Origin of the sequence: Janthinobacterium sp. DSP2-3-3, assembly GCF_049897325.1 — a bacterium.
Taxonomy (GTDB): Bacteria; Pseudomonadota; Gammaproteobacteria; order Burkholderiales; family Burkholderiaceae_D; genus Janthinobacterium.
Genome location: NZ_JAFCWA010000009.1, coordinates 49,857 through 72,899 on the forward strand (window position 1 = coordinate 49,857; position 23,043 = coordinate 72,899).

Sequence of the window (23,043 nt, forward strand, 5' to 3'; positions counted from 1 at the left end):
ATGACCAAAACTAATAAATCGACCCCGGCCGCCAACCAAGACATCCCTCTCATCAGCGAAGACCAAATTCGCGCCATGAGCGAAGATGACTACATGAATCCGGCACAACTGGCATTCTTCAAGGCGCGCCTGCAGCAGCTCGAAAAAGACCTGCTGAAAAACGCCGGCGAAACCACGGAACACTTGCGTGAAACCGTGCTGGTCCCGGACCCTGCCGACCGCGCCACCATCGAGGAAGAGCATGCGCTGGAACTGCGCACGCGCGACCGCGAGCGCAAATTGCTGAAGAAAGTGCAGCAATCGATCGCCAGCATCGACGCCGGCGACTATGGCTGGTGCGAAGAAACGGGCGAGCCTATCGGCATCCCGCGCCTGATCGCCCGTCCGACCGCCACCCTGTCGCTGGAAGCCCAGCAGCGGCGCGAACTGAAGCAAAAGCTGTACGGCGACTGATCGCCCCTTCCCTTGCACGGCCGCCCCGGCGGTCCCGCGATGGCGAAAAAAAGCACACAACCTCGGTTGCGTGCTTTTTTTTCGTCCTGCGCCGACTACACTGAAGCAGGCACGGCAGCGGCAAGCGCCGCTTGCAATTGCCTTTTCCATCCCCACTTTTGAGTCATGGGCGCGCAGACGCATGACGCTGCACGCATTGGCACGAATCTTTTGAGGTCACTATGGAACAATTTCACGGCACCACCATCCTCTGCGTCCGGCGTGGCAAGCAAGTCGCCCTGGGTGGCGATGGCCAGGTAACTTTGGGCAACATTGTCATGAAGGGCACGGCCCGCAAGGTGCGTAAGTTGTATCAGGGCAAGGTCCTGGTCGGCTTTGCCGGCGGCACGGCCGACGCCTTCACCCTGCTCGACCGTTTTGAAGGCAAGCTGGAAAAGCACCAGGGCAATCTGCTGCGTGCCTCTGTCGAACTGGCCAAGGACTGGCGCACCGACCGCGTGCTGCGCCGCCTGGAAGCGATGCTGCTGGTAGCCGACAGCGAGTCGACCCTGGTCATCACGGGCAATGGCGACGTGCTGGAACCGGAAGACGGCATCGGCGCCATCGGCTCGGGCGGCACCTACGCCCAGTCGGCCGCCAAGGCGCTGCAGGAAAACACGGACTTGTCGCCGGCCGAAGTGGTCAAGAAATCGCTGACCATCGCTGCGGAACTCTGCATCTATACGAATATGTCGCACATTATCGAAACCCTCGACTAAGAGTCCCCGAGAAAACGCCCATGGCTGCGTTGCATGGCCTGGGCGTACAAAAACGTACTGCCTGCGGCCACGCGCCTTGCCCTGAACGTTTTTCGGGCACTCTACGCAAAGAAGACAGAAAGCTAACTATGATCATGAACATGACCCCGTCGGAAATCGTCACCGAACTCGACAAGCACGTGGTGGGCCAGGCCAAAGCCAAGCGCGCCGTCGCCATCGCCCTGCGCAACCGCTGGCGTCGCCAGCAGGTGGCCGAGCCCCTGCGCCATGAAATCACGCCCAAGAATATCCTCATGATCGGCCCCACGGGCGTCGGCAAGACGGAAATCGCGCGCCGCCTGGCCAAGCTGGCCGAAGCGCCCTTCATCAAGATCGAAGCAACCAAGTTTACGGAAGTGGGCTATGTGGGGCGCGACGTCGACACCATCATCCGCGACCTGATCGACATCGGCATCAAGCAAACGCGCGCGCTGGAAATGAAGAAAGTGCGCGCACGCGCCGAAGATGCGGCGGAAGACCGCGTCATCGACATTCTCGTGCCGCCGGCACGCGACTTCGGCTTCACGCCGAATATGCCAGCGGCAGTGGATAGCGGTAGCGGTAGCGGCGACAGCACGCGCCAGACCTTCCGCAAGCGATTGCGCCAGGGCGAGCTCGATGACAAGGAAATCGAGATCGAGCTAGCCGAGGCGGGCCCGCAGATGGAAATCATGGCGCCGCCGGGCATGGAAGAAATGACGGAACAGATCAAGTCCATGTTCTCGGGCGTGGGCGGGCAGCGCAAGAAGGCACGCAAGGTCAAGATCCGCGAAGCATTGAAACTGCTGGTCGAGGAAGAAGCGGCCAAGCTGGTCAACGAAGATGAGCTAAAACAGAAAGCCATCCAGAACGTCGAGCAGAACGGCATCGTCTTCCTGGATGAAATCGACAAGATCGCCTCGCGCTCGGAGTCCGGCGGTGCCGATGTCTCGCGCGCGGGCGTGCAGCGCGACCTGCTGCCGCTGGTCGAAGGCACGACCGTCAACACCAAGTACGGCATGATACGCACGGACCACATCCTGTTCATCGCCTCGGGCGCCTTCCACCTGGCTAAGCCGTCGGACCTGATTCCCGAACTGCAGGGGCGTTTCCCCATCCGCGTGGAACTGGAATCGCTGTCGATTTCGGACTTCGAGCGTATTTTGACCAGCACCGACGCCTGCCTGACGATGCAGTACGAAGCCTTGCTGGCGACAGAAAACCTGACCTTGAAATTCGCGCCGGAAGGCATCACGCGCCTGGCGGAAATCGCCTATTCGGTCAATGAGCGCACCGAAAACATCGGCGCGCGCCGTCTGTACACGGTGATGGAAAAACTGCTGGAAGAAGTCTCGTTTACAGCCAGCGAAGGCAGCAGCAGCACGGAAAACTTGCTGGTGATCGATGCCGCCTACGTCAACGAACGCCTGGAAGCGCTGTCGGTCAACGAGGACCTGTCGCGCTACGTGCTGTAGGAAGAAAGGGGGAAACCGATGGCAAACAAGGCATTGGCGACGCGGCAGAAAATGCAGTTCCGCGTCGAATCCTCGCAAAAACCGCGCAATCCGGTGGCCACTGCGGCCTTGCAGCGCGCCGCCGGGGCGCACGTGAAAACCGTGTCTGGCCAGCGCCAGCAGGAAAAACGCCTGCTGGCGAAATTGCTGCTGAAGGTCGCAACGGATAAATAGGCCGCCTGCGGACACCCCCCATCGGGGCGTCCGCCATCAGGCCACTCTCTGCCGCAGCAGCATCCCCTTAGAAACGGTAGGACGCGCCCAGCGAAAACATATCGACCTTGGTCGTTTGCTTGTCGTTGTACTTGACGGGCACGCGGTCCCAATCGAGGTGCAGCGACCAGTTCTGGTTCAGCGCATACGCCGTGCCGATGCCATAGATCAGGCCTGCCTTGTTCTTCTTGTCGGAACCGCCGCCCACATAATCGACCTTGCCCTGCGTGTAGGCCACGCCGGCGCGCCCGCTCAGGGTGAAAGCATCGAACTGGTAGCCAAGCACGCCCTGCACGCCGGCGCCCGTGAACTTGCCGCGGCCGGCGCGCTTGCCGGCACCCGTGTCGAAGCCGGATTTGACTTCACCGCCCAGATACCCCACCAGTTCAACCGAAGGCAGGGCCACGCCGCCCTGAAACGGCAGCGCGTTGAAACTGTAACCCAGGTAGGCCTTGCCATTGCGCTTGCTGCTTTTGTCGCAATCGCCTTGTCCTGGCACGCAATCGAGGCCGCTACTGGCGCGAAAGCCATAGCTGGCGCCCGCATAGACGGGACCCGGTGCAGGCTCGGCTGCGGCCGCCACGGCATGCAGGGGAGCGATGGCGGCCAGCGCCAGCAGCGCTGCGGGGAAACGGAAAGATGGGAACATGGATAACCTCTACAAGTGGATGGATTGCCTGGTTGTAGCACGCTGCGCGAGCCACAAGCGGGAGTGTCATCTCTTTTGCCGAGAAGTACTATCACCTTGTGCAAAGTGCCATTTGCGGCTACATTCGGTACCGTCATCCGCTACTAAACTTGTAAAAAAGGATATCTCGTGAGTTCACCTGAACTGGTTTTGCGTGTGCTGCGCACCCAATTGCGCGCCGCCGGCATCACGTACAAGGTACTGGCCGAACGCATCGCCATGAGCGAGTCGAGCGTCAAGCGCATGTTTGGCCAGCACGACATGTCGCTGTCGCGCCTGGCCCTGATCTGCAAGGCCTCGGGCATCGCCATGGAAGACGTGCTGCGCGGCGCGGCCGACATCACGCCGCATGCCGACACGCTCACCCTGGTGCAGGAAAAGTCGCTGGTGGCGCATCCGCGCCTGCTGCTGGTGGCGATCTGCTGCCTGGGCCACTGGAGCCTGGAGCAGGTGGTGGAAACGTATGCGCTGACGCAGGCCGAATGCATCGGCTGCCTGGCCGAGCTGGACCGGCTAGGCTTGATCGAACTCAAACCGCTGAACCGCTACAGCCTGCGCGTCTCGAACGCCTTCCACTGGCTGGCCGACGGTCCGGTGCAGCAGTACTTCCGCGAACACGTGGTGGCCGATTATTTCAGCGGGCATTTCGATGGCGCAGGCGAAACCCTGATGTGCATCCCGGCGCGCCTGTCGCTGTCGAGCGCGCAGGAACTGGTGCAAAAGATCCGCCAGCTGGCCGAGGAACTGGCGCGGCTGCACCAGAACGACCGGCGCCTGGCCCCCGCCGAACGCGATGGCTTCACCCTGCTGCTGGGCTTTCGCTCATGGGAATTTGCCGCCTTCACGGCCCTGCGCCGCAGCACGGCGGCCGCCGCGCCGGGCGCCGCTTACCAGACCGGTCCCAGGAACAGATAGAGCGTGCTCTCGCCTCCCTTGGTCGCGCCCGCCGCCACATACACGGGACCGAAGCGCGTGTCGACGGAGATGAAGGCGCTGCTGGCCTGCGTGAACTTGCTGGCTTTCCAGCGTTCGCTCTGATCGAAGCCGCCGCCCATCTCCAGCGAAAAGCCGGCCCGCACGACGCCGCCCAGGGTGCTGGGCAGGGAACCGATGCGGCGCGCCATCACGAAGCGCGCGAAGGCGATACTGCGTCCTCTCACCGATTCAAATTCCGTGCCGGACAGGCGCAGGAAACCACCGAGATTGAGCGGCGCTTCGTCACGCTGTGAGCGCGCCCATTCGCCATACACGTGACCGGCCCAGTTGCCGCGGCCAAAGGCCTTTAACCCCGTGATGGACGATTGGCCCAGGGCCGCCTCGCCCGCCCCCGTGGTCGTATCGCGCGCCCAGGTGGCCTCAAGCAAGACGCCGCGCGTGGGAAAGCCCGGCGAATCGAGCGTATCGGCGCGGAATCGCACGAACTGCGTGGTGCCCAGCGCGCGCGACTCCGGCTGCGTAGGGTCGGCCGGAATCGCCAGCTTGCCCTTGACTTCCGTACGAGCGACGCCGAACTGCAAATCACCCCAGGTACCGAACTGGCGTCCCAGCACCAGTGCAGCTGTCTGGCCGTTATAGGCCAGGCGGGCGCTGCGCCGGCCATTGTCGAACAAATCTATCGCCGACGAAGTGTATTGCAACTGCGGCGCGATATACCACGGGTTGCCGGCGCCCAGCGGCTGCCAGAACTGCACGCCATAGCCGCGCGTATTACCGATCTGCGCCGTGCTGCGCAGCTCGCCGCCCCAGCTGTTCAGGTTCGAGCGCGCATGCAGCAGCTTCAGGGCGAAATTATTGCTGTCCCTGAAATCGCTGGCCAGTTCCAGGCCCACGCGCAGGCGGTTGCTGGCCCACGGCGCTTCGACCGCCTTGATGGTGACCGCGCGCTGGTCGCCGGAATCGATCACGTCCGTCTCCACGCGCGCCACGTCGCCCCGGCCATACAGCCTGGCCGCCGCCTTGAGCACATCTTCCTGGCTGACGGCCTGCCCTTCCACCAGGCCCGATTGCGCCTGCAGGATGCGCGGATTGATGTCGCCTTCGCTCTCCACGGCCAGGCGCGTGAGCGGCAGGGCCACGTCCAGCAAGGCCGGCGCGGCCAGGCGCAGCTGCTCGCGCGCCGCATACTGTTCCGGCGGCAGGGCCAGCGGCGCCAGGCGGGCGGCCAATGCCTGCGCCGCCTGTTCGCCGGCGCGCATGGCGCGCGCATAGTTTTCAAAGTCGAGGAAACTGACGCCCGTCAAATTCGGCGCCACCAGGATATCCTGCGCGCGCAATTCCTTGAGCGAGCGCTGCACATTCTGCTCCGTGAGGATCTGCAGCATCTGCTGCGCCACGCCGATGGCGCTGCCCAGATCTTTTTCCGGCGCCAGCGGCGTGCCCACGTTGACGGCGATGATGATGTCGGCGCCCATGGCGCGCGCCATGTCGACCGGCAGGTTGCGCACCAGGCCCCCATCGACCACCAGCCGGTTATTCACGCGCACGGGGGAAAACACGCCCGGCACGGCCAGCGAGGCGCGCATCGAGAGGAACAGCGGCGTGTCGACCAGTTCCACCAGCTCGCCATTGACCAGGTCCGACGCCACCGAGCGGAAGGGCAGCGGCAACTGGCTGGCGGGGCGGTCGCGCATGCCGGCCGGCAGCAGCCGGTTCAAGGCCATCTCCAGCGCCGCATTGCTGGCCGCGGCCGGCGGCGTGGAAATGCCATTGCGGCTCACACCAAATTCGATGCGCGACGGCAGTAATAAATCTTCCTCGCGGCGGCGGAAAGCCAGCTCGTCGCGCGGCGGCCGGTCGGCCACCACGCGCGCCCAGTTGGTCTCGCGCGCCATCTTTTCCAGGTCCGCCACGGAAGCGCCGGCCGCATACGCGCCGCCCACCACGCCGCCCATGCTGGTGCCGACCACCATGTCGATCGGCACATGCAGCTCCTGCAGCACTTTCAAGACGCCGATATGCGCCAGGCCGCGCGCGCCACCACCCGACAGCACCAAGGCGATGCGCGGACGCGCCGATACCGGCGCGGGGACGGCAAGGGTGGCAGCGGGGGAGACTGTGGCAGCGGAGACGTCTGCTGCGGCAGCCGGCGGCAAGACGCACAGCGCCGCCACGCAGCCCGCCAGGACGGCACGGATCAAGAACATGTTGACTCCTGTGGCGATGGCGGCACGGCGCCATCGGCAAAATACGATAAAAACAGCGTTAGTTTGACGGCGGCACGCTGCTGCTCACTTGCGGCGCCGGCATCATGGTCGCCGCACGCTGCTGCTCCATCGGCAGCGGCGGCGGCACCAGGCTGTTTGTCGGCGCGGGGGCGGCGGACGGCGATGGGGTGGCAGACATTTGCGCCGGCAAGGCCAGCGCCTTGTCGTCGGCCACCAGGTCGATGCGCTTGCTTACGCCGCCATCACGCAGCAGCACATGGCGCGCATGTACTTCCAGCACCGTCACGCCAGGCGCCACCTCGGCGCCTTCGGGCAGGGCTACGGACGGCTTGCCGTCAGTCGAGATGATGGCCACGCTGCGGCGGCCATTGCTGGTGGCCACCACACCCTTGAGTTGGTAATTGCTGGCCGTGGCCACGCTGACCTGGCCACCGAACAACGAGGCGCCCGCCTCCACGCTGGCATCCTGCACCACCGGCACGACGGGTGGATTGATGGGGCGTTGCGGTGCCTTGAACAGCTGCATGGCCCAGTAGGCCAGCGACACGGACAGCGCCACGACGGCGAGCAAACTTGTAAATTGAGGCAAACGCTTCATGGCTTCCTTGAGTCTCTTATTTGACCAGCTGATTGATTTCGATAATCGGCATCAGCACGGCCAGCACGATCAGCAGCACCACCACGCCCATGGCCAGGATCAGGGCCGGCTCCAGCAGGCCGGCAATGGTCAGGGTGCGGCGTTCCAGATCCTGCTCCTGCGCGCTGGCGGCGCGTTCCAGCATGGCCGGCAGCTCGCCCGTGATTTCGCCGGCGCGTATCATGTGGATCAGCATCGGCGGAAAATGCTTTTGCGCCGACAGCGCGCGCGCCAGGCTGACGCCCTCGCGCACGGCGCCGCTGGCTTCTTCCACTAGTTCCTGCATCGCCACATTCGTCAGCGTATCGCGGCTGGTGTCGAGCGCGCGCAAGATCGGCACGCCGGACCCCGTGGTGATGGCCAGGGTGCTGGCAAAACGCGCCGTATTCAAGCTGCGCTCGAACTTGCCGTACAGGGGCGCCGTCAGCAGCCAGGTATGCCAGCGCCGTTTCAAGGCGGGTTGCTGCAGCGCGCGGCGCCAGGCGAACCACGCGCCGACAAGGGCAATCGCCACGACGATGCCGTAGTTGCGCACAAAGTCCGACAACGCCAGCATGATGACGGTGAGCAGCGGCAGCTTCTGCTTGGTATTGGCGAAGACCGAGACGATCTGCGGCACCACGTAGGTGAGCAGGAAGATCACGATGGAAAACGCCACCACCGTGACGATGGCCGGATAGGTAAACGCCAGCTTGACCTTCTGCACCAGCGCATTGCGCCGCTCGATGTAATCGGCCAGGCGCGACAGCACGCGCGACAAATGGCCGATCTGCTCGCCCGACGCCACCAGCGCCCGATAAATTTCCGCGAAATCGCGCGGATGGCGCGCCAGCACGTCGGAAAATGCGGCGCCACCGATCACTTCCGAGCGGATCGAGGCGATCAGGTCGCGTAGGTATGGCCGCTCGGCCTGTTCCAACAGCGCGGAAAACGCCTGTTCCAGCGGCAGGCCCGCTTCCAGCAAGCTGGCCAGCTGGCGCGTAAACAGGGCCAGCTCGGTGCTCGACAGGCGCTCGCCGAAGCCGCGCCGCCTGGTGACGCCGGCGGCGTCGACCTGCGCGGCGATCGGTTCGACCGCCAGCGGCACCAGGCCTTGCACGCGCAGCTCGGCACGCGCGGCACGGGGACTGTCGGCATTGAGCACGCCCTTGCGGGTAGCGCCCTGGGCATCGACGGCTTCATAACGGAATGCGGGCATGGTGGCGGGCCTAGTCTTTGGTGACGCGCAGCAATTCAGCCTGCGTGGTGGTGCCGTCGCGCAGCCAGCGTTCGCCGTCGTCGCGCATGCTCGTCATGCCATCCTGCAGGGCGACCGTGCGCACGTCCGCTTCCGACGCGCGGTTGTGGATCTGCGCGCGGATCTGCTCCGTCGTGCGCAGCAGCTCGTACACGCCCACGCGGCCCTGGTAGCCCGTCTGGCCGCACTGCTCGCAGCCGACCGCCTGCCAGTACTGGCCATCGAAGCTCTTGCAGGAGCCGCACAATTTGCGCACCAGGCGCTGCGCCAGCACGCCCAGCAGCGACGACGACAGCAAAAACGGTTCGATGCCCATGTCCAGCAAACGCGTGACGGCCGCCGACGCGTCGTTGGTATGCAAGGTCGCCAGCACCAGATGGCCCGTCAGCGAGGCTTGCACGGCGATCTGCGCCGTTTCCAGATCGCGGATCTCGCCGATCATGATCACATCGGGGTCTTGCCGCAAAATCGCCCGCAACGCCTTGGCAAAGGTCATGTCGATGCGCGGATTGACCTGCGTCTGGCCCACGCCGGCCAGGTCATACTCGATCGGGTCTTCCACCGTCAGGATGTTCGTGGTGGTGGCATTGAGCATCGACAGCGCCGCGTACAGGGTGGTGGTCTTGCCCGAGCCGGTAGGACCGGTAACGAGCACGATGCCGTGCGGCTGCGTGATCAGGCCATCGAATTGCTTCAGCATGGGCGCGCTCATGCCCAGGTGCTGCAAGTCGAGGCGGCCCGCTTCCTTGTCCAGCAAGCGCAATACGGCCCGTTCGCCATGCCCGGTGGGCAGGGTCGAGACGCGCACGTCGACGGGCTTGCCGCCCACGCGCAGGGTGATGCGGCCATCCTGCGGCAAGCGTTTTTCGGCGATGTCGAGCTGCGCCATGATCTTGATGCGCGAAATCAGCGAGCCGTGGATGGCTTTCCTTGGACGCACCACGTCGCGCAGGCTGCCATCGATGCGAAAGCGCACGACGGAGGTCTGCTCGAACGGCTCGATGTGAATGTCGGAGGCGCCTTCGCGCAGCGCCTGCGTCAGCAGCGCGTTGATCATGCGGATGACGGGCGCGTCGTCGGACGATTCGAGCAAATCCTCGATGGCCGGCACGTCTTGCAGCAGCTTGGTGAGATCCAGGTCGGCGTCGAATTCATCGGCCATCTGCGACGCATCGCCGCCGCCGCCCGCGTAGGCGCCGGCAATCGCCGCATCGAGTTCGCCGCGCGGCAGCACCGTCAATTGAATCCGGCCGAAACGGCGCGACACTTCGGCAATCGCCGCCGGCGCCGTCGATGCGGCCACCAGCACCTCGACCGGGGCGCCATCGAGCGCGCCGGGCCGGGCCAGCACGCCGAAATCGCGCGCGTAGGCGTAGGGAAGCAGATTACTCATGGCTGTCCCATCACTTCTGCTGCTGCGGCTGTGACTGCTGCTGGTATTGCTGCAGCAGCGGCTGCGGTGGCGTGGCCGCGTTTGCCGGCGCGCCTGGCGGCGGCGTCGGTGCCGGCGGCACAGGGCGCGTCACCATGTTGCCGCCCACCGGCTGGCCATCCTGCAAAGCCGGCAAGACGGGCGTGCCCAGGTCTTTCAACATCAGATTGCCCGTCGCCGGCACGGCGGCCGTCTCGGCCGAGCGCATATAGTCGTAGCGGTCGGCCGCCAGGCTGCCGCTCTGCTCCTTGTTGCGCACGATGACAGGGCGCAGGAAGATCATCAGATTGGTTTTCTTGCGCTCGCGCGTCTGGTACTTGAACAGGTTGCCGATCAGGGGGATATCGCCCAGGCCGCGCACTTTTTCCGCATTGTCGCCCGTGCTATCCTCGATCAGACCACCGAGCACGATGATCTGGCCATCGTCTGCCAGCACATTGTTTTCGATCACGCGGTTGTTGATGGTGATACCGCTGACGGCCGTCGACGTGGATTTGTCCACGCTCGACGTCTCGTGATAGATGCCCAGCTTGATCGTGCCGCCTTCGGAAATCTGCGGACGCACCTTCAGGGTCAGGCCCACTTCCTTGCGGTCGATGGTCTGGAAGGGGTTGGTGTTGGTGCCGGCCGTGCTGGTGTACTGGCCCGTCAGGATAGGCACGTTCTGGCCCACCTTGATGGTCGCCAGTTCATTGTCCAGGGTGATCAGGTTCGGCGTCGACAGGATGTTGGCGTTGCCGTCCGATTCCAGCGCATGCGCCACGGCGCCCAGGCCCAGCGCGCCGTTGATCTGCTTGAAGATGCCCACCGTCAGGCCGCCCGTCGGCAAGACCTTGCCGCCGCCCGTGGCGATGGCGGCGATGTTGTTGCTGGTGCCCGAGGCGAATGACTGCAGCGCGCCCACGCGGTAGTTGCTGGTGCTGTCGCCCGACAGGCCCAGCCACTGCACGCCGAACTCGGATGCCTTGGCCGACGTCACTTCGACGATCAGCGCCTCGATGTAGACCTGGGCACGGCGCACGTCGAGCTGGTCGATCACGGCGCGCAGGTTGCGGTAGACGGCTTCGTTGCACGTCAAAATCAGGGTATTCGTCGATGCGTCGGCCTGGATGAAACCGGCCGCGCCGCCGGACGACAACTGCTGCGGCCCGTTGTTCAGCGAGGCGCCACCCGAGGTGCCGCTTTGCGTATTGCCGCCCAGGCCAGTGCTGTTCATGCCACTGTTGTTCTGGCTGATCTGGTTATTCGTGCCCTGGTTGCTGGTGCCCTGCTGCGCCGTGGCGGCCGTGCCATCCGACGTCACCACCGAGCGCAGGGTTTGCGCCAGCTTGGTGGCGTCCGCGTTTTTCAGGTACACCACATGCACATTGCCCAGCTGCGTGGTGGGCTGGTCCAGCTTCGAGATCAGCGACTTGGCCAGGTTGGCGCGCGCCGCCGATGGCGCGCGCAGCACCAGCGAATTGGTGCGCGGGTCGGCCAGCACGGACACCTTGCCCGTGTCGGCGGCCGCGCCGGCGCCCGCATTGCCACCTTCCATCAGCTTGTTGACCATCGAAGCCAGGTCGGAAGCGATGGCGTAGCGCACGGGGATCACGTCCAGGTCCGTCGAGGCGGGCACGTCGAGCGCGGCGATGATCTTCGCCAGGCGCTTGAGGTTATCCGCGTAATCGGTGATCACCAGCGAATTGTTGCCCGGGTTGGCGTTGATCGTGTTGTTCGGCGAGATCAAGGGGCGCAGCACGGCCAGCAAGTTGGCCGACGATTCGTAGTTCAGGTAAAACACCTGGGTGGCGATCTGGTCGCCCTTCACCTGGCTGGCGCCATTGCCCACCTGGGTTGGCACGGATTGCAGCTTGGCGTCCGCTTCCGGCACCACTTTCGCGTAACCGTCGCCAGAGACCACCGCATAGCCCTGCAGGCGCAAGGCCGAGGCCAGCAGCCCGAAGGCCTGCGTCTTGCTGATGGATTTTTCCGACACCAGGGTGATCGTGCCCTTGACGCGCGGGTCGATGACGAAATTGATGTTGGTGTAATGGCCCACCGCCTTGATCACCGATTCGATGTCGGCGCCGACAAAATTGAGCGCCGCTTCATCGCCGGGCGCGGCCCAGGCGGGTGCCGGCATGCCGGCTACGGAACAGCACAGCAAGGCAGCGGCCGACAGGCGGCGCAGCGAAAAGGAGAAAGTATGGGGGCTCACGGATGGTTTTTTCATTGTCTGAACTCTAAGGCGATGATGTTTTTTTCGCTATTGCTACGGCGCTGTCCCAGCAAATTCAACAAACTCGCCAAGGTCTCTTCATATCCTGCTGCGGCCTGGGCCTGGCCGGAAAACTGCATGCGCCCCTGTTGCAGGCTGCCGCTGCCGTCGAGCAGCAGCGGTCCCTTGATGGAGCGCAAGGTCAACGTCGCCTGCTGCCCCTGCCAATCGAAATCGAGCTCGTAGCTGCCCAGCGGACGCAGCGACGACAGGCGCGACGCCATGTCCGTCAGCTGCAAGGTGGTGCGGCCGACGGCGGAAAACTGCCGCTGCTCAAGGGCCAGCTCCAAGGTGCTCCACGACAAGCGCATGCTGCCCGTCGGCGCCACGGTATTTAACGGTGCACCCAGGCCACCGAGGCCATCGGCCGGCAGCAGCAGGGCCGCCGGGCTGACCTGCCAGTGCGACCACGAACCGCGCAAGTTCACCGGCTGCGACAGCGCCTGCGGGTTTTGCAATTCCACATCCGCCGATCCCCACAGCACCGAGGGCGAAATGCGCCAGCTGAAGCGCCCCGGCAGCAGCGGTGTCACGGCGCCGTTCGCGCTGGCCGCCCCGCCGATAAAGGCCGAGCCGCGCCACAGGGTACCTTGCGCGTCGCCCAAGGTCAAACGTCCGCCCGTCTGCTTTTCCACGATGCCGGCGACCCAGCCGGCCGGGAAAAACACCAGCAGGGTGATGCAGACGCTGACGATGATGGCCAGCAACCAACCAAGCAAGCGCCTCATCGTGCCGCGCCCGGGCTCTGGTGCAGGGTCAGGCTGGCATCGACCAGCCCCGCCTTGCCCTGCGCCGTGATCTTCGCTTCCTGCACCGCCACGCGGCCTTCGCGGCGCAAGCCGTCCAGCCACAACATGACGCTGGCAAACGGCACGCCATTCAGCTGCACGCGCGCATATTCGCCCGTCAGCGACAGCGATTGCGGCGCCAGGCCGCGCGCTTTCAAGGAAGCATCGAGGCTTTCACGGCCCATGGGCGCGACCTGCACGGGCGCCTGGCGCGCCAGTTCGCCCGCTTCGCGCGCCAGCGCTTGCAACTGGGCCGCGTTCTGGCGCAACTCGGGCAAGCTCTTTTGCAAGGCGATGCGGCCAGACCAGGCCGGCTCGAAGAACACCGCATAGACGAGGGCCAGCCCCGCCACCACCGCGCCGATAGTCAAGAGCTTGCGCTCCTGCTGCGTGCGTTCGGCCCAGAATGCCTGCACATTTTGCTGTTGGCCCACCAGCGCGGCGCGCGCCTTGTTGACTGCTGCACTCATGCTTTTGCTCCCGTGGCCGGCGTGATCTTCCACACGCCCGGCGCCGTTTCATTCAAGGACAGCTTGCGCGCGGCCAGGCCATCGCGCACCTGCGCCTGGGCGCTGGCGTCGACCATGTCCGGTTTCAGCTTGACGATCAGGCTGCGTTCGCGGTATTCCAGCGAGGCTACCACGCCGCGCCCGGCCAGCCCGCCCAGCGCCTCGCCCAGCGCCGCGCTCATGCTGGTGAAGTCATCCATGCTCGCCTGCCCGCTTTGCAGGCGGGCAGCAGCGATATTGCGCCGCATCTGCTCCGCTTCCAGGCCATATACGGGCGCTTCATTCGGATACGCGGCCTTGAAGGTTTGCTGCATCGAGGTGCGCACGGTGGCTGCCTCGCGCTTCAAGCGCATCCATTCGATATTCATGCCGGCCAGGTTGACGATCACGGCCAGCAGCGCCAGGCGCAGCGGCCAGCGCCAGCGGCGCCATTCGGTGGCCGATCCCGTGGCCGTGCCCAGTGCGGGCGCCAGGTCCAGCCCCGCGCCCCTGGCGCCGGCGATCCAGTGCGCCCAATGGTCGGGTTCCAGCGTCACGCCATCCATGCCGGCAGCGAACTGTTGATATTGCGCCAGCTCGGCCTGCGCCACGTAGACCGTCAGGGGCACGTCTCCGGCAAATGCGCGCGTCGTCAGCAGCGCCTGCTGTGGCTGAGCTGGCAAGACCAGGCCCAAACCCTCTTGCGGCGCCTGGCGCAAGGCCAGTTCCAGACCGTCGCCGGCCGCGTGCAAGGATGCCGTCACGCTACCCGGCTGCAAGGGCAGGCACAGTTGCGACGGCAGCAGCGCCACCTTGCGCGCGCCCTGCGCCAGCAAAGCCTTGACCAGTACCTCGGCCCAGGCGCGCTGCGCCACGGCGACCGTGCGCATGCCGGCAGCGTCGGGCGCACCGGCGGCCAGCAGGCAATCCTGGGTGTCACCGAGGATGTGTTCTTCCACCAGGCCAGGCAAGGCCGCGCGCAGGCGGGCACCGGCCAGCGGCGGGGTTTTCAGGCGCAGCAGCGTCACGTCGGCCGCCGCCAGCAGCAAGACCACCTGCTTCGCGCCGGCAATCAGCTGCCCCAGGCTGCCCAGCGGCGCGCTGCCCTGCTGCTGCAGGGCACCGCCGTCGCCGGCCAGCACGAAGGAGCAGGCAGGCGCGCTGTCGGTGGACGCCTTGGCCGGGTGACGGATATACAATATTGTCAAAGTGACTCGCTTTCAGCTGTTAATTTTCCCGCAACCAGACCAGGCTGGTAGTGCGCTGCGGATCCGTTTTTCGATTGACGAGCGCCACGGCATCGAGGGCGGCGCGGTCCAGCCGCACGCGGATGACGGTGAGGAAGTAGCGGCTCTTCACGTCGAGTTCCACACCTTCAATCACTTGCTTACTATCAATATTATTCTTGAAGTTTGCTAAATCAACAAATTTTTTACGCGGATTGCTCAAAGTCAGGGCACTGGCCTCGGACAAGGACATCATCGTCACGGCCGCCAACACTTCGGCCGGCGCGGTATTCACGTTCACTGGCGTCAATTCCGGCAGCACGATAATGAAATCGCGCAGCGTCTCAATCATCTGCGGCGTATAACCGGGCACGGCCAGCAAGTCCTCGACCTGCGTGAAGGCCACCGGTTCGCTGCTGCCGCCCGAGGCGGCGGGGGCAGCAGGCGTCTTGCCGTCCGCGCTGCTGTCGGCAGTGCGTGGCTTCGGCCGCGCGCGCAGCACGGCATCGGCTGCGGCTTGCGCCAAGCTACTATCGAGCTTCATGTTTGACAACAAGCGCTGATAGGCCAGCACCTGTTTCAGATTGATGGTGCCCGTGGCGTCAACCAGGTTAGTGATATTAAAACGCGCCTGGGCATCGAGCGCGCGCCCCGAAACAGTGGCATCGAATTTTTCCGTGTCGACCTTTTCGCGGTCGACGTAATCGTCGAGCCGCGCTTCCTCGATGGGCGTGGCCCACACGCCGTCCAGCGCAGTCAGCATGGGATTGTCCTGGCGCAGCCAGAAACGGGCAAAATCGACCATGCCGCGCATGGCCCACTGCGTCTGCAGGCGCAAGCGCTGGTTTTCCATCGAACGCACCTGCACCTGCTGCTGCCAGAACAGGCTGGCGACGACGGTGATGGCCAGCGCCGTCAGCAGCAAGGCCGTGATGACGGCCACGCCGCGCTGGCGCGCGGGGAGCGAAAAGCGCTTCATCCCGGCCCCAATAAAAAGACTTTGGACAGGCCCGCGTCCTGGCCCGGCATCTGCAGGGTCACTTCCAGTCCCGGCACTTGCTTGGAAATGGTGGCGCCGGCCGTCAGCACGTTCCAGGCGCCATTGCTCCAGCCGCGCATGACCATGCTGTCGACGCCGCGCATCAGGGCCACGTCGGCGTTGGAGGTATCGGTATCGTCGCGCGCCGCCTGCCACAGGGTGTCGAGCACGGCCAAGTCGCGCGTGCCATTCGACTCGCGCCGCGTCAGCACGCCGCCGCGCAAACGGTAAGTGACCACTTGCAACTGCTGCGGTTCCTGTTCCGACGCGGCCAGACGCACCAGGGTCAGGCGGTCGGTCTCGGCGCTCAGGTTGGTGCGCCCATTCAGCAGGGTATTGCTCTGACCGGCACCGGCCAGGTGGTCGCAATCGCTCTGCATCTGGGCAAACGCCAGCTGCATGCCGCGCGCCTGCTCCAGCTGGCTGGTCAGCACTTCGCGCGAACGCATGATGCTGTCCAGGCCGCGCCAACCCAGCACGGCGACCATGGCCAGGATGCCGATCGCCACGAGTAGCTCGATCAAGGTGAAACCTGCGGCGGCGTGATGGCGGCGCGCCATCAGTCGTTGAACGCCAGTAACACCAGGCGCACGATGCGCCGGGCCGGGTATTGCACGTCGTACACGTTGACGCGCACTTGCCGGATGCGGGGATTCGGCGTGGCTACCACCTCTTCTTCGCAAATGAGTTTTAAATCGCCTTGCGGGCAATCGACCGTGCGCTTGCCCGTCTGCGGAAAAGTCTTCGCCAGGCGCAGCCGCACCAAATGGTTTTCCGCCGACCAGGTGGCCATCATGGCGCTGCGCAAGCCGTCGCTGTTTTGCGTCAGGCTGCCCACGGCGCGCAGCGAAGCGCCCAGGGCCGTGCCGACGATGACCAGGGCCACCAATACTTCCAGCAAAGTGAAGCCGGACTGCGAGCCGGACTGGCGGCGTTGTCGGAAGCAAGCCATCATTGCTCGACCGTGAAATGGCCGATGCCGTCGGCACGGATGGCCACGCTGCGTTCGCCGCTGGCCAGGGTTAGCACGAAAGGCTTATCGACCGGTTCGCGGCCGAAGATGATGCGTAGCGGCTGGGCCACGCTGTTCGACGGCTGCACGCTGAGCAGCATGGGCGTATTGGCAAACGCGCGCTCGCGCAGCAAATCATCCTGCGTCACGGGTTGCCACAGCTTTTCATTGAGGACCAGGAAACGGTATTGATTTTCGTCAGCCTCGAACGCCACCTGCCGGCTGCGCACGATGGCTTCATCGCGCGCCAGTTGCAGCAGCAGGGCGATGCGCTCGGCTTCCTTCTGCAGCGCTTGCTGGCCATTCGGCATGGCGTTCAGCGACACCAGGCCCAGGGTGACGCCGATGATGACCATCACCACCAGCAATTCGATCAGCGTGAAGCCGCTGGCGCGTGGCCGGGGCAGTGCGCGACCGGTGGTCATGGCAGGCATGCAATGGAAAACTTACAGTTCCCAGGAGCCGATATCGGCATCGTCGCCGCTACCGCCAGGCTGGCCGTCGGCGCCCAGCGAGATCAGGTCGACTTCGCCTTTCACGCCCGGCGACAGGAACTGATACGGGTTGCCCCATGGGTCCTTCGGCATCTTTTCCAGGTAACCGCCCGCCTTCCAGCCATTCGCGGCCGGTCCCGTGGTCGGTTTTTCGATCAGCGCCTGCAAGCCCTGCTCGGTGGTCGGGTAGCGCTGGTTATCCAGGCGATACAGTTTCAAGGCTTGCATCACGGTAGCGATGTCGACTTTCGCCGCCGCCACTTTCGACTCTCCCGTGCGGGCGATCAGCTTGGGTACCACCAGCGACGCGAGGATGCCCATGATCACCACCACGACCATGATTTCGATCAAGGTGAAGCCGCGCGCGCGGCGCTGGCGGGTCGGATGGTTTGCTGCGTTTTGCATAAGAAAGAGAGAAGAAGGTGAGTAATGAGTGCAGAGTATAAAGCGGAAATATGACAAAGCCTGTCATATGGGGAAAAATTTGTGCGCGGCTACTCAGAGCGGCAAGACCACTACACCGCAAACGGCGCAGCCGGGGTCGCGCGCGACCTGCATGCTGCTCCATTCCATGTGCACGCCGTCGAGCAGCAGCAGCCGTCCGGCCAGCGATTGCCCCACGCCCATGATCAGTTTCAGCGCCTCGGCCGCCTGCATGGCGCCCACCACGCCCACCAGCGGCGCGAACACGCCCATGCTCGAGCATGCCTCATCCGTGAACTGCTGCTCCTGCGGAAACAGGCAGGAATAACACGGCTGGGTGCCCGTGCGCGGGTCGAACACGCTCACTTGCCCATCGAAACGGATCACGGCGCCCGACACCAGCGGCACCCTGGCAGCCACGCAGGCGCGGTTAACGGCATGGCGCGTGGCGAAGTTGTCGGTGCAATCGAGTACCACCGTGGCGGAGCAGACCAGTTCGGCCAGGCGCGCGCCGTCAAGACGCTCTTGCAAGGCAACGATGTCAATCTCGGGATTGATGCCAATCAAAGTTTCGCGCGCCGACAGCACTTTCGGCTGGCCCACGCGCTGCGTCGTGTGGGCGATCTGGCGCTGCAGATTGGTCAGGTCGACCGTATCGTCATCGACCAGGGTCAGCTTGCCGACACCGCTGGCAGCCAGGTACATGGCGGCCGGCGAGCCAAGCCCGCCCGCGCCGATCACCAGCACATGCGCATCGAGCAAGGCTTGCTGGCCTTCGATGCCGATCTCGTCTAGCAGGATATGGCGCGAATAGCGCAGCAGCTGATGGTCATTCATGGCGGAGACTACGGTTTTCGCACAGGGATTTTCTTGTCATCGGCCTTGATGTCGGAAGCGATTTCCGGCTTGGCGCTGATCTTTTCGCCCTTGGCGTCGGCTTTGGCCAGCTGCACCGGCAAGCCCTGGAAGTGGTTCAAGGCTTGCTGCAATTGAAAGTCATCCTTGGCGCCGTATTCGAGCGGCTTGCGCTTTTTCGCCGTGGTGATCAGGCGCTGCTCTTCTTCCAGTTGTTCCTGCATGCCTTCCATGGTCGGCTTGGCCGCTTCCGGCTTGCCATCGTTGCTGCTCAAGTGTTTTTCCAGGTCCGCCTCGCGCACGCGCAGGCTGTTCCAGCCATCGCCTTCGGCCGTTTCATCGACCAGCAAGTCGGGCACGATGCCGCGCGCCTGGATGGCCCGGCCTTTCGGCGTGTAGTAGCGGGCCGTGGTCAGCTTGACGGCCGTGTCGGCCGTGATCTGGCGCAAGGTTTGCACGGAACCCTTGCCGAACGTTTGCGTACCGATGACGGTGGCGCGCTGGTAATCCTGCAAGGCACCGGCGACGATTTCCGACGCGGACGCGGAACCGGCATTGACCAGCACCACCAGCGGCACGGTTTTCAGCGCGGCCGGCAGCTTGGCCAGCGGGTCGGCCTTGGCGCCCGGCGGCGCATAAAATTCGCGGCGGCCATAAAACACCTGTTTCGATTCCGGCAACTGGCCCTTGGTGGAAACGATCACGGAGTTACCCGGAAGAAATGCTGTCGCCACACCGATGGCGCCCGGCACGACGCCACCGGGATCGTTGCGCAAGTCCAGCACCAGGCCCTTCAGCTTGGGGTCTTGCGCATACAGCGCGTTGATCTTTTTGACCATGTCATCGACGGTCGGTTCCTGGAACTGGGCGATGCGCAGCCAGGCATAGCCGGGTGCGACCATCTTCGCCTTCACGCTTTGCACGCGGATTTCCTCGCGCACGATGGGGAACACCAGCGGTTTGCTCTCGCCCTTGCGCGACATCGTCAGCACCAGCTTGCTGCCAGGCTGGCCGCGCATCTTCTTGATGACTTCTTCCAGCTGCAAGCCCTTCAGCGGGATATTGTCGAGACGGGTGATCAAGTCGCCCGCCTGGATGCCGGCCTTGGCGGCAGGGCTGTCCTCGATGGGCGAGACGACTTTCACGTAGCCGTCTTCCATGCTCACTTCGATGCCGATGCCGACAAACTTGCCTTGCACGCTTTCGCGCATTTCCTTGAAAGCATTCTTGTCGAGGTAGACAGAATGCGGGTCCAGCGACGAGACCATGCCGGAAATGGCTTCCGTCAAGAGTTTCTTGTCTTCCACCTTCTCGACATAATCAGACTTGATCAAGCCGAAGACATCGGACAGTTGGCGCAACTCATCGAGCGGCAGCGGGGCATTCGTGATTTTTTGCGCCACGGCCGGGAACTGCAGCGACATGCCGATGCCGGCCAGTACGCCCAGACCGATCAGGCCGATACTTTTGACTTTGATGCCCATGTCTTCTTCACAATCTACAAATTCGATGCCGCAGCAATGGTGGGGAACTTAAAACTTCACCCAGGTGGCGGGGTCGAAGGCGCGGCCCTGATGGCGCAATTCAAAGTATAGCCCTGATTCCTCGTTGCCGCCGCTGTTGCCCGCGCTGGCAATGGCGTCGCCACCCTTGACGGCATCGCCCACCCGTTTCAGCAAGGATTGGTTATTGCCATAAATACTCATGTACTGGCCGCCATGGTCGACGATGATCAAATTGCCAAAACCGCGCAGCCAGTCGGAAAACACCACGCGGCCGCCGGCGATGGCGTGGATCTCGCTGCCTTCGCCCGTGCGGATGAACACACCCTTCCAGCTGGGGCCGTCACCGCGCTTGCTGCCGAAGCGGGCGGCGATCTTGCCTGCCACGGGCGCGCGCAACTGCCCTTTCATGCTGGCAAAGGCGCCGGCCGGCGCGGCCGGCCCCAGGCTCGGGCGTTCCGGCTCCGGTTCCGGCTTCGGTTCAGGCTTCGGCGTCACCTTGGCCACTTGCGGCGGCTCGTCGTCATCGATCGGTTCGAGTTTCACAGGCGGCGGTGGCGGCGTCTGCGGCTTGATCTTGCCCGATTTGTTTTGTTGCTCTTTCGCAATGCGTTCGCGTTCGGCCTGCGCCTGGGCGGCTTTGGCGCGCGCGGCCAACAGGCGTTCGCGTTTTTCCGCAGCGATCTTGGCGTCCGCGGCCGCTTTTGCGGCGGCGCGCTGCTCGGCCAGCAATTGCTGGCGTTTCTTTTCGGCAGCAGCGGCGGCGGCCTGCTCTTCGATCAGTTTCGCCAGCTTGTCGACCAGGTTGCCCATGCGCTGCTCGTCGCGCTCGACATTGCCCACTTCCTTGCGCTGCGCCACCAGGCGTTGCGACAAGCTCGTCAGCAAGGCGGCGCGGCGCGCCTTTTCCTGCACCAGCAGGGCCTTCTGATCGCGCTCTTCCTGCGCGATTTCTTCCAGCTCATCCTTGGCGTTCTGCACGTCGGCCTGGTTTTTCTCCACCGCCAGCAAGTTGGCGCGCAAGGCTTCCAGCAGGCGTGCCTGCGCCTGCGACACATAGGCCATCAGTTGCAAGTCGCGGTTGATGCGGTTCGGATTGTCGCCCGACAAGAGCAGCTTGATGCGGTCTTCGTTACCGGCGACATATTGTTCACGCAGCAATTTGGATAGCTGCGCTTTTTGTTTCTCGACGGTGGCCGTCAGCTGCTGGTGCTCTTGCCCCAGCGCATTGAGTTTCACGCCCGTCGCGCTTTGCTCCTGCGCCAGGTCGCGCAAGGCGCGGTTGGCGTTGGAAATGGCCTCTTCCGACTCGGCCAGGGTATCGGCCGCGTCATCCTTGGCGCTTTCCGTGCGGCTGATGTCGCGCTTGAGCGCCGTCAGCTTTTGTTGCAATCCAGCACGTTGTGCTTCCGCGGCCGCTTTCTGCTTGCTGCGTTCGGTGGGCTTGGCACCCTGTACGGCGCCGCTCGACAACAGCAGCGCTGCGCACAGCATGGCACCGGCGCGCCACGCCGGCAGGGGTCGTTCAGCAGAGGGGGCGATCGCTGTGCCGCGGAAGAAAGACAACAAGTTACTTGGCCTTCCCTTGGTTCGCCACGGCAGCTTGTGCTGCCGCAATCGCTGCCGGGTCGCCCAGGTAGTAATGACGGATCGGTTTCAAGTCGGCGTCCAGTTCATACACGAGCGGCTGGCCGTTCGGAATGTTCAGGCCAACGATATCGCTGTCGCTGATGCCGTCGAGCATCTTGATCAGCGCGCGCAGGCTGTTGCCGTGGGCCGAAATGATGATTTTCTTGCCGGCGCGGATGGCCGGGGCGATTTCTTCGTCCCAGGACGGCATCACGCGCGCCACGGTGTCTTTCAGGCATTCGGTCAGCGGAATCGACGCTTTCGGCAAGCCGGCATAGCGTGGATCGTTGAACGAGGCGCGGTCATCGTTCGCTTCCAGCGGCGGCGGTGGCGTGTCGTAGCTGCGGCGCCACACCAATACTTGCTCGTCGCCATACTTGGCGGCCGTCTCGCCCTTGTCCAGGCCTTGCAGGGCGCCATAGTGGCGCTCGTTCAAGCGCCAGTCGTTCTTGATCGGCAAATACATCATGTCCATCTCGTCAAGCGCCAGCCACAGGGTACGAATGGCGCGCTTCAGGACGGAAGTGTAGGCCACGTCGAACGTAAAACCTTCCTGCTTGAGGATCTGGCCGGCGGCCTTGGCTTCGTTGACGCCCTTTTCCGTCAGATCGACGTCGGTCCAGCCGGTGAAGCGGTTATCGAGGTTCCAGGTGGACTCGCCGTGACGCATGAAAACGATTTTGTACATAGTTCTATCTTCTCAAGGGGTTCAAATCAAAAAAGCAAAACGTAAAAAGACCTCGTCCAGCTTCTATTTTATAATGCGCGGATTGACTTAAACCATTGGACCCTACGTGAAATTCATTATCGACCACATTTTTCTGTTTGCCATCGTCATTATTTCCGGCGGCGCCCTCCTCTGGCCACTGCTGTCGATGCGCGGCAAGCGCGCGACCGTGCTGGAAGTCACGCAACTGATCAACCGTGGCAAGAGCGTCATCGTCGATGTGCGCAACGCGGAAGAATTCGCCACGGGCCACTTGCCTGACGCGAAAAACATGCCGCTGCCGGAACTGGCAAAACGCCTGGGCGAGCTGGAAAAATTCAAAACGCGCCCCATTGTAGTGGTTTGCCAGAAAGGTTCGCGTTCGGCAACGGCCGTCGGCCTGCTGACCAAAGCCGGTTTCGCGGAAGCCACCAGCCTGGAGGGCGGCCTCGACGAGTGGAAAAAGCAAGGTTTGCCATTGAAAACCTTGTCGCTGGCGAAGTAAAC

Annotated in this window: 24 protein-coding genes; 6 read left to right on the forward strand and 18 right to left on the reverse strand. The window is 63.9% G+C overall.

Annotation, left to right across the window (positions count from 1 at the left end):
• From dksA to ACP7DE_RS18390, 4 genes are all read left to right on the forward strand, one after another.
• On the forward strand, nucleotides 1-453 hold the full coding sequence (gene dksA / locus ACP7DE_RS18375) for an RNA polymerase-binding protein DksA (RefSeq protein WP_034753066.1): 453 nt from the start codon (nucleotides 1-3) through the stop codon (nucleotides 451-453).
• A 221-nt stretch (nucleotides 454-674) separates the two neighbouring features.
• Nucleotides 675-1,211, forward strand: a complete 537-nt coding sequence (hslV, locus tag ACP7DE_RS18380) for an ATP-dependent protease subunit HslV (protein WP_010394217.1) — start codon at nucleotides 675-677, stop codon at nucleotides 1,209-1,211.
• Nucleotides 1,212-1,345: 134 nt separating this feature from the next.
• On the forward strand, nucleotides 1,346-2,704 hold the full coding sequence (hslU, locus tag ACP7DE_RS18385; RefSeq protein WP_426073431.1) for an ATP-dependent protease ATPase subunit HslU: 1,359 nt from the start codon (nucleotides 1,346-1,348) through the stop codon (nucleotides 2,702-2,704).
• Nucleotides 2,705-2,722: 18 nt separating this feature from the next.
• Nucleotides 2,723-2,917 carry a hypothetical protein gene (locus ACP7DE_RS18390; protein ID WP_426073432.1) on the forward strand — a complete coding sequence of 65 codons (195 nt, stop codon included), beginning with the start codon at nucleotides 2,723-2,725 and terminating at the stop codon, nucleotides 2,915-2,917.
• Nucleotides 2,918-2,984: 67 nt separating this feature from the next.
• On the opposite strand, the gene ACP7DE_RS18395 is transcribed toward ACP7DE_RS18390, so the two are convergent.
• Nucleotides 2,985-3,605: an outer membrane protein gene (locus ACP7DE_RS18395; protein WP_426073433.1), complete on the reverse strand. Its 621-nt coding sequence runs from the start codon at nucleotides 3,603-3,605 to the stop codon at nucleotides 2,985-2,987.
• Nucleotides 3,606-3,773: 168 nt separating this feature from the next.
• Between ACP7DE_RS18395 and ACP7DE_RS18400 the strand changes: the two genes are divergently transcribed.
• Nucleotides 3,774-4,559 (forward strand): helix-turn-helix domain-containing protein, encoded by a 786-nt coding sequence (locus ACP7DE_RS18400; protein WP_426073434.1) that lies wholly within the window; start codon nucleotides 3,774-3,776, stop codon nucleotides 4,557-4,559.
• Here the strand turns inward: ACP7DE_RS18400 and ACP7DE_RS18405 are convergent.
• The 17 genes from ACP7DE_RS18405 to gpmA all read right to left on the reverse strand — a co-directional run bounded on the left by ACP7DE_RS18405 (nucleotide 4,532) and on the right by gpmA (nucleotide 22,518).
• Nucleotides 4,532-6,787 carry a patatin-like phospholipase family protein gene (locus ACP7DE_RS18405; RefSeq protein WP_426073435.1) on the reverse strand — a complete coding sequence of 752 codons (2,256 nt, stop codon included), beginning with the start codon at nucleotides 6,785-6,787 and terminating at the stop codon, nucleotides 4,532-4,534. The genes ACP7DE_RS18400 and ACP7DE_RS18405 overlap by 28 nt on opposite strands.
• Before the next feature lie 58 nt (nucleotides 6,788-6,845).
• Nucleotides 6,846-7,406: a type II secretion system protein N gene (locus tag ACP7DE_RS18410; RefSeq protein ID WP_426073436.1), complete on the reverse strand. Its 561-nt coding sequence runs from the start codon at nucleotides 7,404-7,406 to the stop codon at nucleotides 6,846-6,848.
• A gap of 16 nt (nucleotides 7,407-7,422) precedes the next feature.
• Entirely contained in the window at nucleotides 7,423-8,643 is a 1,221-nt protein-coding gene (gspF, locus tag ACP7DE_RS18415) for a type II secretion system inner membrane protein GspF (protein WP_426073437.1), read from the reverse strand.
• 10 nt (nucleotides 8,644-8,653) lie between these two features.
• Nucleotides 8,654-10,075 (reverse strand): type II secretion system ATPase GspE, encoded by a 1,422-nt coding sequence (gene gspE, locus ACP7DE_RS18420; RefSeq protein WP_426073438.1) that lies wholly within the window; start codon nucleotides 10,073-10,075, stop codon nucleotides 8,654-8,656.
• Between the two features lie 10 nt (nucleotides 10,076-10,085).
• Nucleotides 10,086-12,329: a type II secretion system secretin GspD gene (gene gspD / locus ACP7DE_RS18425; protein ID WP_426073439.1), complete on the reverse strand. Its 2,244-nt coding sequence runs from the start codon at nucleotides 12,327-12,329 to the stop codon at nucleotides 10,086-10,088.
• Nucleotides 12,326-13,102: a type II secretion system protein N gene (locus ACP7DE_RS18430; protein ID WP_426073440.1), complete on the reverse strand. Its 777-nt coding sequence runs from the start codon at nucleotides 13,100-13,102 to the stop codon at nucleotides 12,326-12,328. The genes gspD and ACP7DE_RS18430 overlap by 4 nt, the downstream gene beginning before the upstream one ends.
• Nucleotides 13,099-13,632, reverse strand: coding sequence for a type II secretion system protein GspM (gene gspM, locus ACP7DE_RS18435; RefSeq protein WP_426073441.1), 534 nt, complete (start codon nucleotides 13,630-13,632; stop codon nucleotides 13,099-13,101). Before gspM ends, ACP7DE_RS18430 begins: the two co-directional genes overlap by 4 nt.
• The gene (gene gspL / locus ACP7DE_RS18440) at nucleotides 13,629-14,858 is read right to left on the reverse strand and encodes a type II secretion system protein GspL (RefSeq protein ID WP_426073442.1); all 1,230 of its coding nucleotides are present in this window, start codon (nucleotides 14,856-14,858) and stop codon (nucleotides 13,629-13,631) included. The genes gspM and gspL overlap by 4 nt, the downstream gene beginning before the upstream one ends.
• A 19-nt stretch (nucleotides 14,859-14,877) precedes the next feature.
• Nucleotides 14,878-15,855: a type II secretion system minor pseudopilin GspK gene (gspK, locus tag ACP7DE_RS18445; protein WP_426073443.1), complete on the reverse strand. Its 978-nt coding sequence runs from the start codon at nucleotides 15,853-15,855 to the stop codon at nucleotides 14,878-14,880.
• A complete protein-coding gene (locus ACP7DE_RS18450) occupies nucleotides 15,852-16,475 on the reverse strand; it encodes a PulJ/GspJ family protein (protein WP_426073444.1) in 624 nt (207 codons plus the stop codon). The genes gspK and ACP7DE_RS18450 overlap by 4 nt, the downstream gene beginning before the upstream one ends.
• Entirely contained in the window at nucleotides 16,475-16,870 is a 396-nt protein-coding gene (gspI, locus tag ACP7DE_RS18455) for a type II secretion system minor pseudopilin GspI (RefSeq protein ID WP_426073445.1), read from the reverse strand. The genes ACP7DE_RS18450 and gspI overlap by 1 nt, the downstream gene beginning before the upstream one ends.
• Nucleotides 16,867-17,361: a GspH/FimT family pseudopilin gene (locus tag ACP7DE_RS18460; protein ID WP_046681998.1), complete on the reverse strand. Its 495-nt coding sequence runs from the start codon at nucleotides 17,359-17,361 to the stop codon at nucleotides 16,867-16,869. Before ACP7DE_RS18460 ends, gspI begins: the two co-directional genes overlap by 4 nt.
• 12 nt (nucleotides 17,362-17,373) lie before the next feature.
• On the reverse strand, nucleotides 17,374-17,826 hold the full coding sequence (gspG, locus tag ACP7DE_RS18465) for a type II secretion system major pseudopilin GspG (RefSeq protein WP_102123085.1): 453 nt from the start codon (nucleotides 17,824-17,826) through the stop codon (nucleotides 17,374-17,376).
• A 93-nt stretch (nucleotides 17,827-17,919) separates the two neighbouring features.
• On the reverse strand, nucleotides 17,920-18,681 hold the full coding sequence (locus ACP7DE_RS18470; protein WP_426073446.1) for a HesA/MoeB/ThiF family protein: 762 nt from the start codon (nucleotides 18,679-18,681) through the stop codon (nucleotides 17,920-17,922).
• A gap of 8 nt (nucleotides 18,682-18,689) precedes the next feature.
• Complete coding sequence (locus tag ACP7DE_RS18475) at nucleotides 18,690-20,183, reverse strand: S41 family peptidase (protein WP_426073447.1); 1,494 nt, start codon at nucleotides 20,181-20,183, stop codon at nucleotides 18,690-18,692.
• 48 nt (nucleotides 20,184-20,231) lie between these two features.
• Nucleotides 20,232-21,695 carry a murein hydrolase activator EnvC family protein gene (locus tag ACP7DE_RS18480; RefSeq protein ID WP_426073623.1) on the reverse strand — a complete coding sequence of 488 codons (1,464 nt, stop codon included), beginning with the start codon at nucleotides 21,693-21,695 and terminating at the stop codon, nucleotides 20,232-20,234.
• Between the two features lie 76 nt (nucleotides 21,696-21,771).
• Entirely contained in the window at nucleotides 21,772-22,518 is a 747-nt protein-coding gene (gene gpmA / locus ACP7DE_RS18485; protein ID WP_096233264.1) for a 2,3-diphosphoglycerate-dependent phosphoglycerate mutase, read from the reverse strand.
• A 106-nt stretch (nucleotides 22,519-22,624) separates the two neighbouring features.
• On the opposite strand from gpmA, the gene ACP7DE_RS18490 reads away from it, so the two are divergent.
• Nucleotides 22,625-23,041: a rhodanese-like domain-containing protein gene (locus ACP7DE_RS18490; RefSeq protein WP_426073448.1), complete on the forward strand. Its 417-nt coding sequence runs from the start codon at nucleotides 22,625-22,627 to the stop codon at nucleotides 23,039-23,041.
• The last annotated feature ends 2 nt before the right edge of the window (nucleotides 23,042-23,043 follow it).

What these genes read in the sequence shown, in the direction of transcription:
- dksA (WP_034753066.1), top strand. Translation starts at nt 1, where the DNA reads ATGACCAAAACTAATAAATCGACCCCGGCCGCCAACCAAGACATCCCT.
- ACP7DE_RS18450 (WP_426073444.1), bottom strand. Translation starts at nt 16,475, where the DNA reads ATGGCGCGCCGCCATCACGCCGCCGCAGGTTTCACCTTGATCGAGCTA.
- hslV (WP_010394217.1), top strand. Translation starts at nt 675, where the DNA reads ATGGAACAATTTCACGGCACCACCATCCTCTGCGTCCGGCGTGGCAAG.
- gspI (WP_426073445.1), bottom strand. Translation starts at nt 16,870, where the DNA reads ATGATGGCTTGCTTCCGACAACGCCGCCAGTCCGGCTCGCAGTCCGGC.
- ACP7DE_RS18410 (WP_426073436.1), bottom strand. Translation starts at nt 7,406, where the DNA reads ATGAAGCGTTTGCCTCAATTTACAAGTTTGCTCGCCGTCGTGGCGCTG.
- ACP7DE_RS18480 (WP_426073623.1), bottom strand. Translation starts at nt 21,695, where the DNA reads ATGCTGTGCGCAGCGCTGCTGTTGTCGAGCGGCGCCGTACAGGGTGCC.
- ACP7DE_RS18460 (WP_046681998.1), bottom strand. Translation starts at nt 17,361, where the DNA reads ATGCCTGCCATGACCACCGGTCGCGCACTGCCCCGGCCACGCGCCAGC.
- gspE (WP_426073438.1), bottom strand. Translation starts at nt 10,075, where the DNA reads ATGAGTAATCTGCTTCCCTACGCCTACGCGCGCGATTTCGGCGTGCTG.
- ACP7DE_RS18430 (WP_426073440.1), bottom strand. Translation starts at nt 13,102, where the DNA reads ATGAGGCGCTTGCTTGGTTGGTTGCTGGCCATCATCGTCAGCGTCTGC.
- gspF (WP_426073437.1), bottom strand. Translation starts at nt 8,643, where the DNA reads ATGCCCGCATTCCGTTATGAAGCCGTCGATGCCCAGGGCGCTACCCGC.
- ACP7DE_RS18475 (WP_426073447.1), bottom strand. Translation starts at nt 20,183, where the DNA reads ATGGGCATCAAAGTCAAAAGTATCGGCCTGATCGGTCTGGGCGTACTG.
- hslU (WP_426073431.1), top strand. Translation starts at nt 1,346, where the DNA reads ATGAACATGACCCCGTCGGAAATCGTCACCGAACTCGACAAGCACGTG.
- gspD (WP_426073439.1), bottom strand. Translation starts at nt 12,329, where the DNA reads ATGAAAAAACCATCCGTGAGCCCCCATACTTTCTCCTTTTCGCTGCGC.
- ACP7DE_RS18405 (WP_426073435.1), bottom strand. Translation starts at nt 6,787, where the DNA reads ATGTTCTTGATCCGTGCCGTCCTGGCGGGCTGCGTGGCGGCGCTGTGC.
- ACP7DE_RS18395 (WP_426073433.1), bottom strand. Translation starts at nt 3,605, where the DNA reads ATGTTCCCATCTTTCCGTTTCCCCGCAGCGCTGCTGGCGCTGGCCGCC.
- gspK (WP_426073443.1), bottom strand. Translation starts at nt 15,855, where the DNA reads ATGAAGCGCTTTTCGCTCCCCGCGCGCCAGCGCGGCGTGGCCGTCATC.
- gpmA (WP_096233264.1), bottom strand. Translation starts at nt 22,518, where the DNA reads ATGTACAAAATCGTTTTCATGCGTCACGGCGAGTCCACCTGGAACCTC.
- ACP7DE_RS18390 (WP_426073432.1), top strand. Translation starts at nt 2,723, where the DNA reads ATGGCAAACAAGGCATTGGCGACGCGGCAGAAAATGCAGTTCCGCGTC.
- gspM (WP_426073441.1), bottom strand. Translation starts at nt 13,632, where the DNA reads ATGAGTGCAGCAGTCAACAAGGCGCGCGCCGCGCTGGTGGGCCAACAG.
- ACP7DE_RS18470 (WP_426073446.1), bottom strand. Translation starts at nt 18,681, where the DNA reads ATGAATGACCATCAGCTGCTGCGCTATTCGCGCCATATCCTGCTAGAC.
- gspG (WP_102123085.1), bottom strand. Translation starts at nt 17,826, where the DNA reads ATGCAAAACGCAGCAAACCATCCGACCCGCCAGCGCCGCGCGCGCGGC.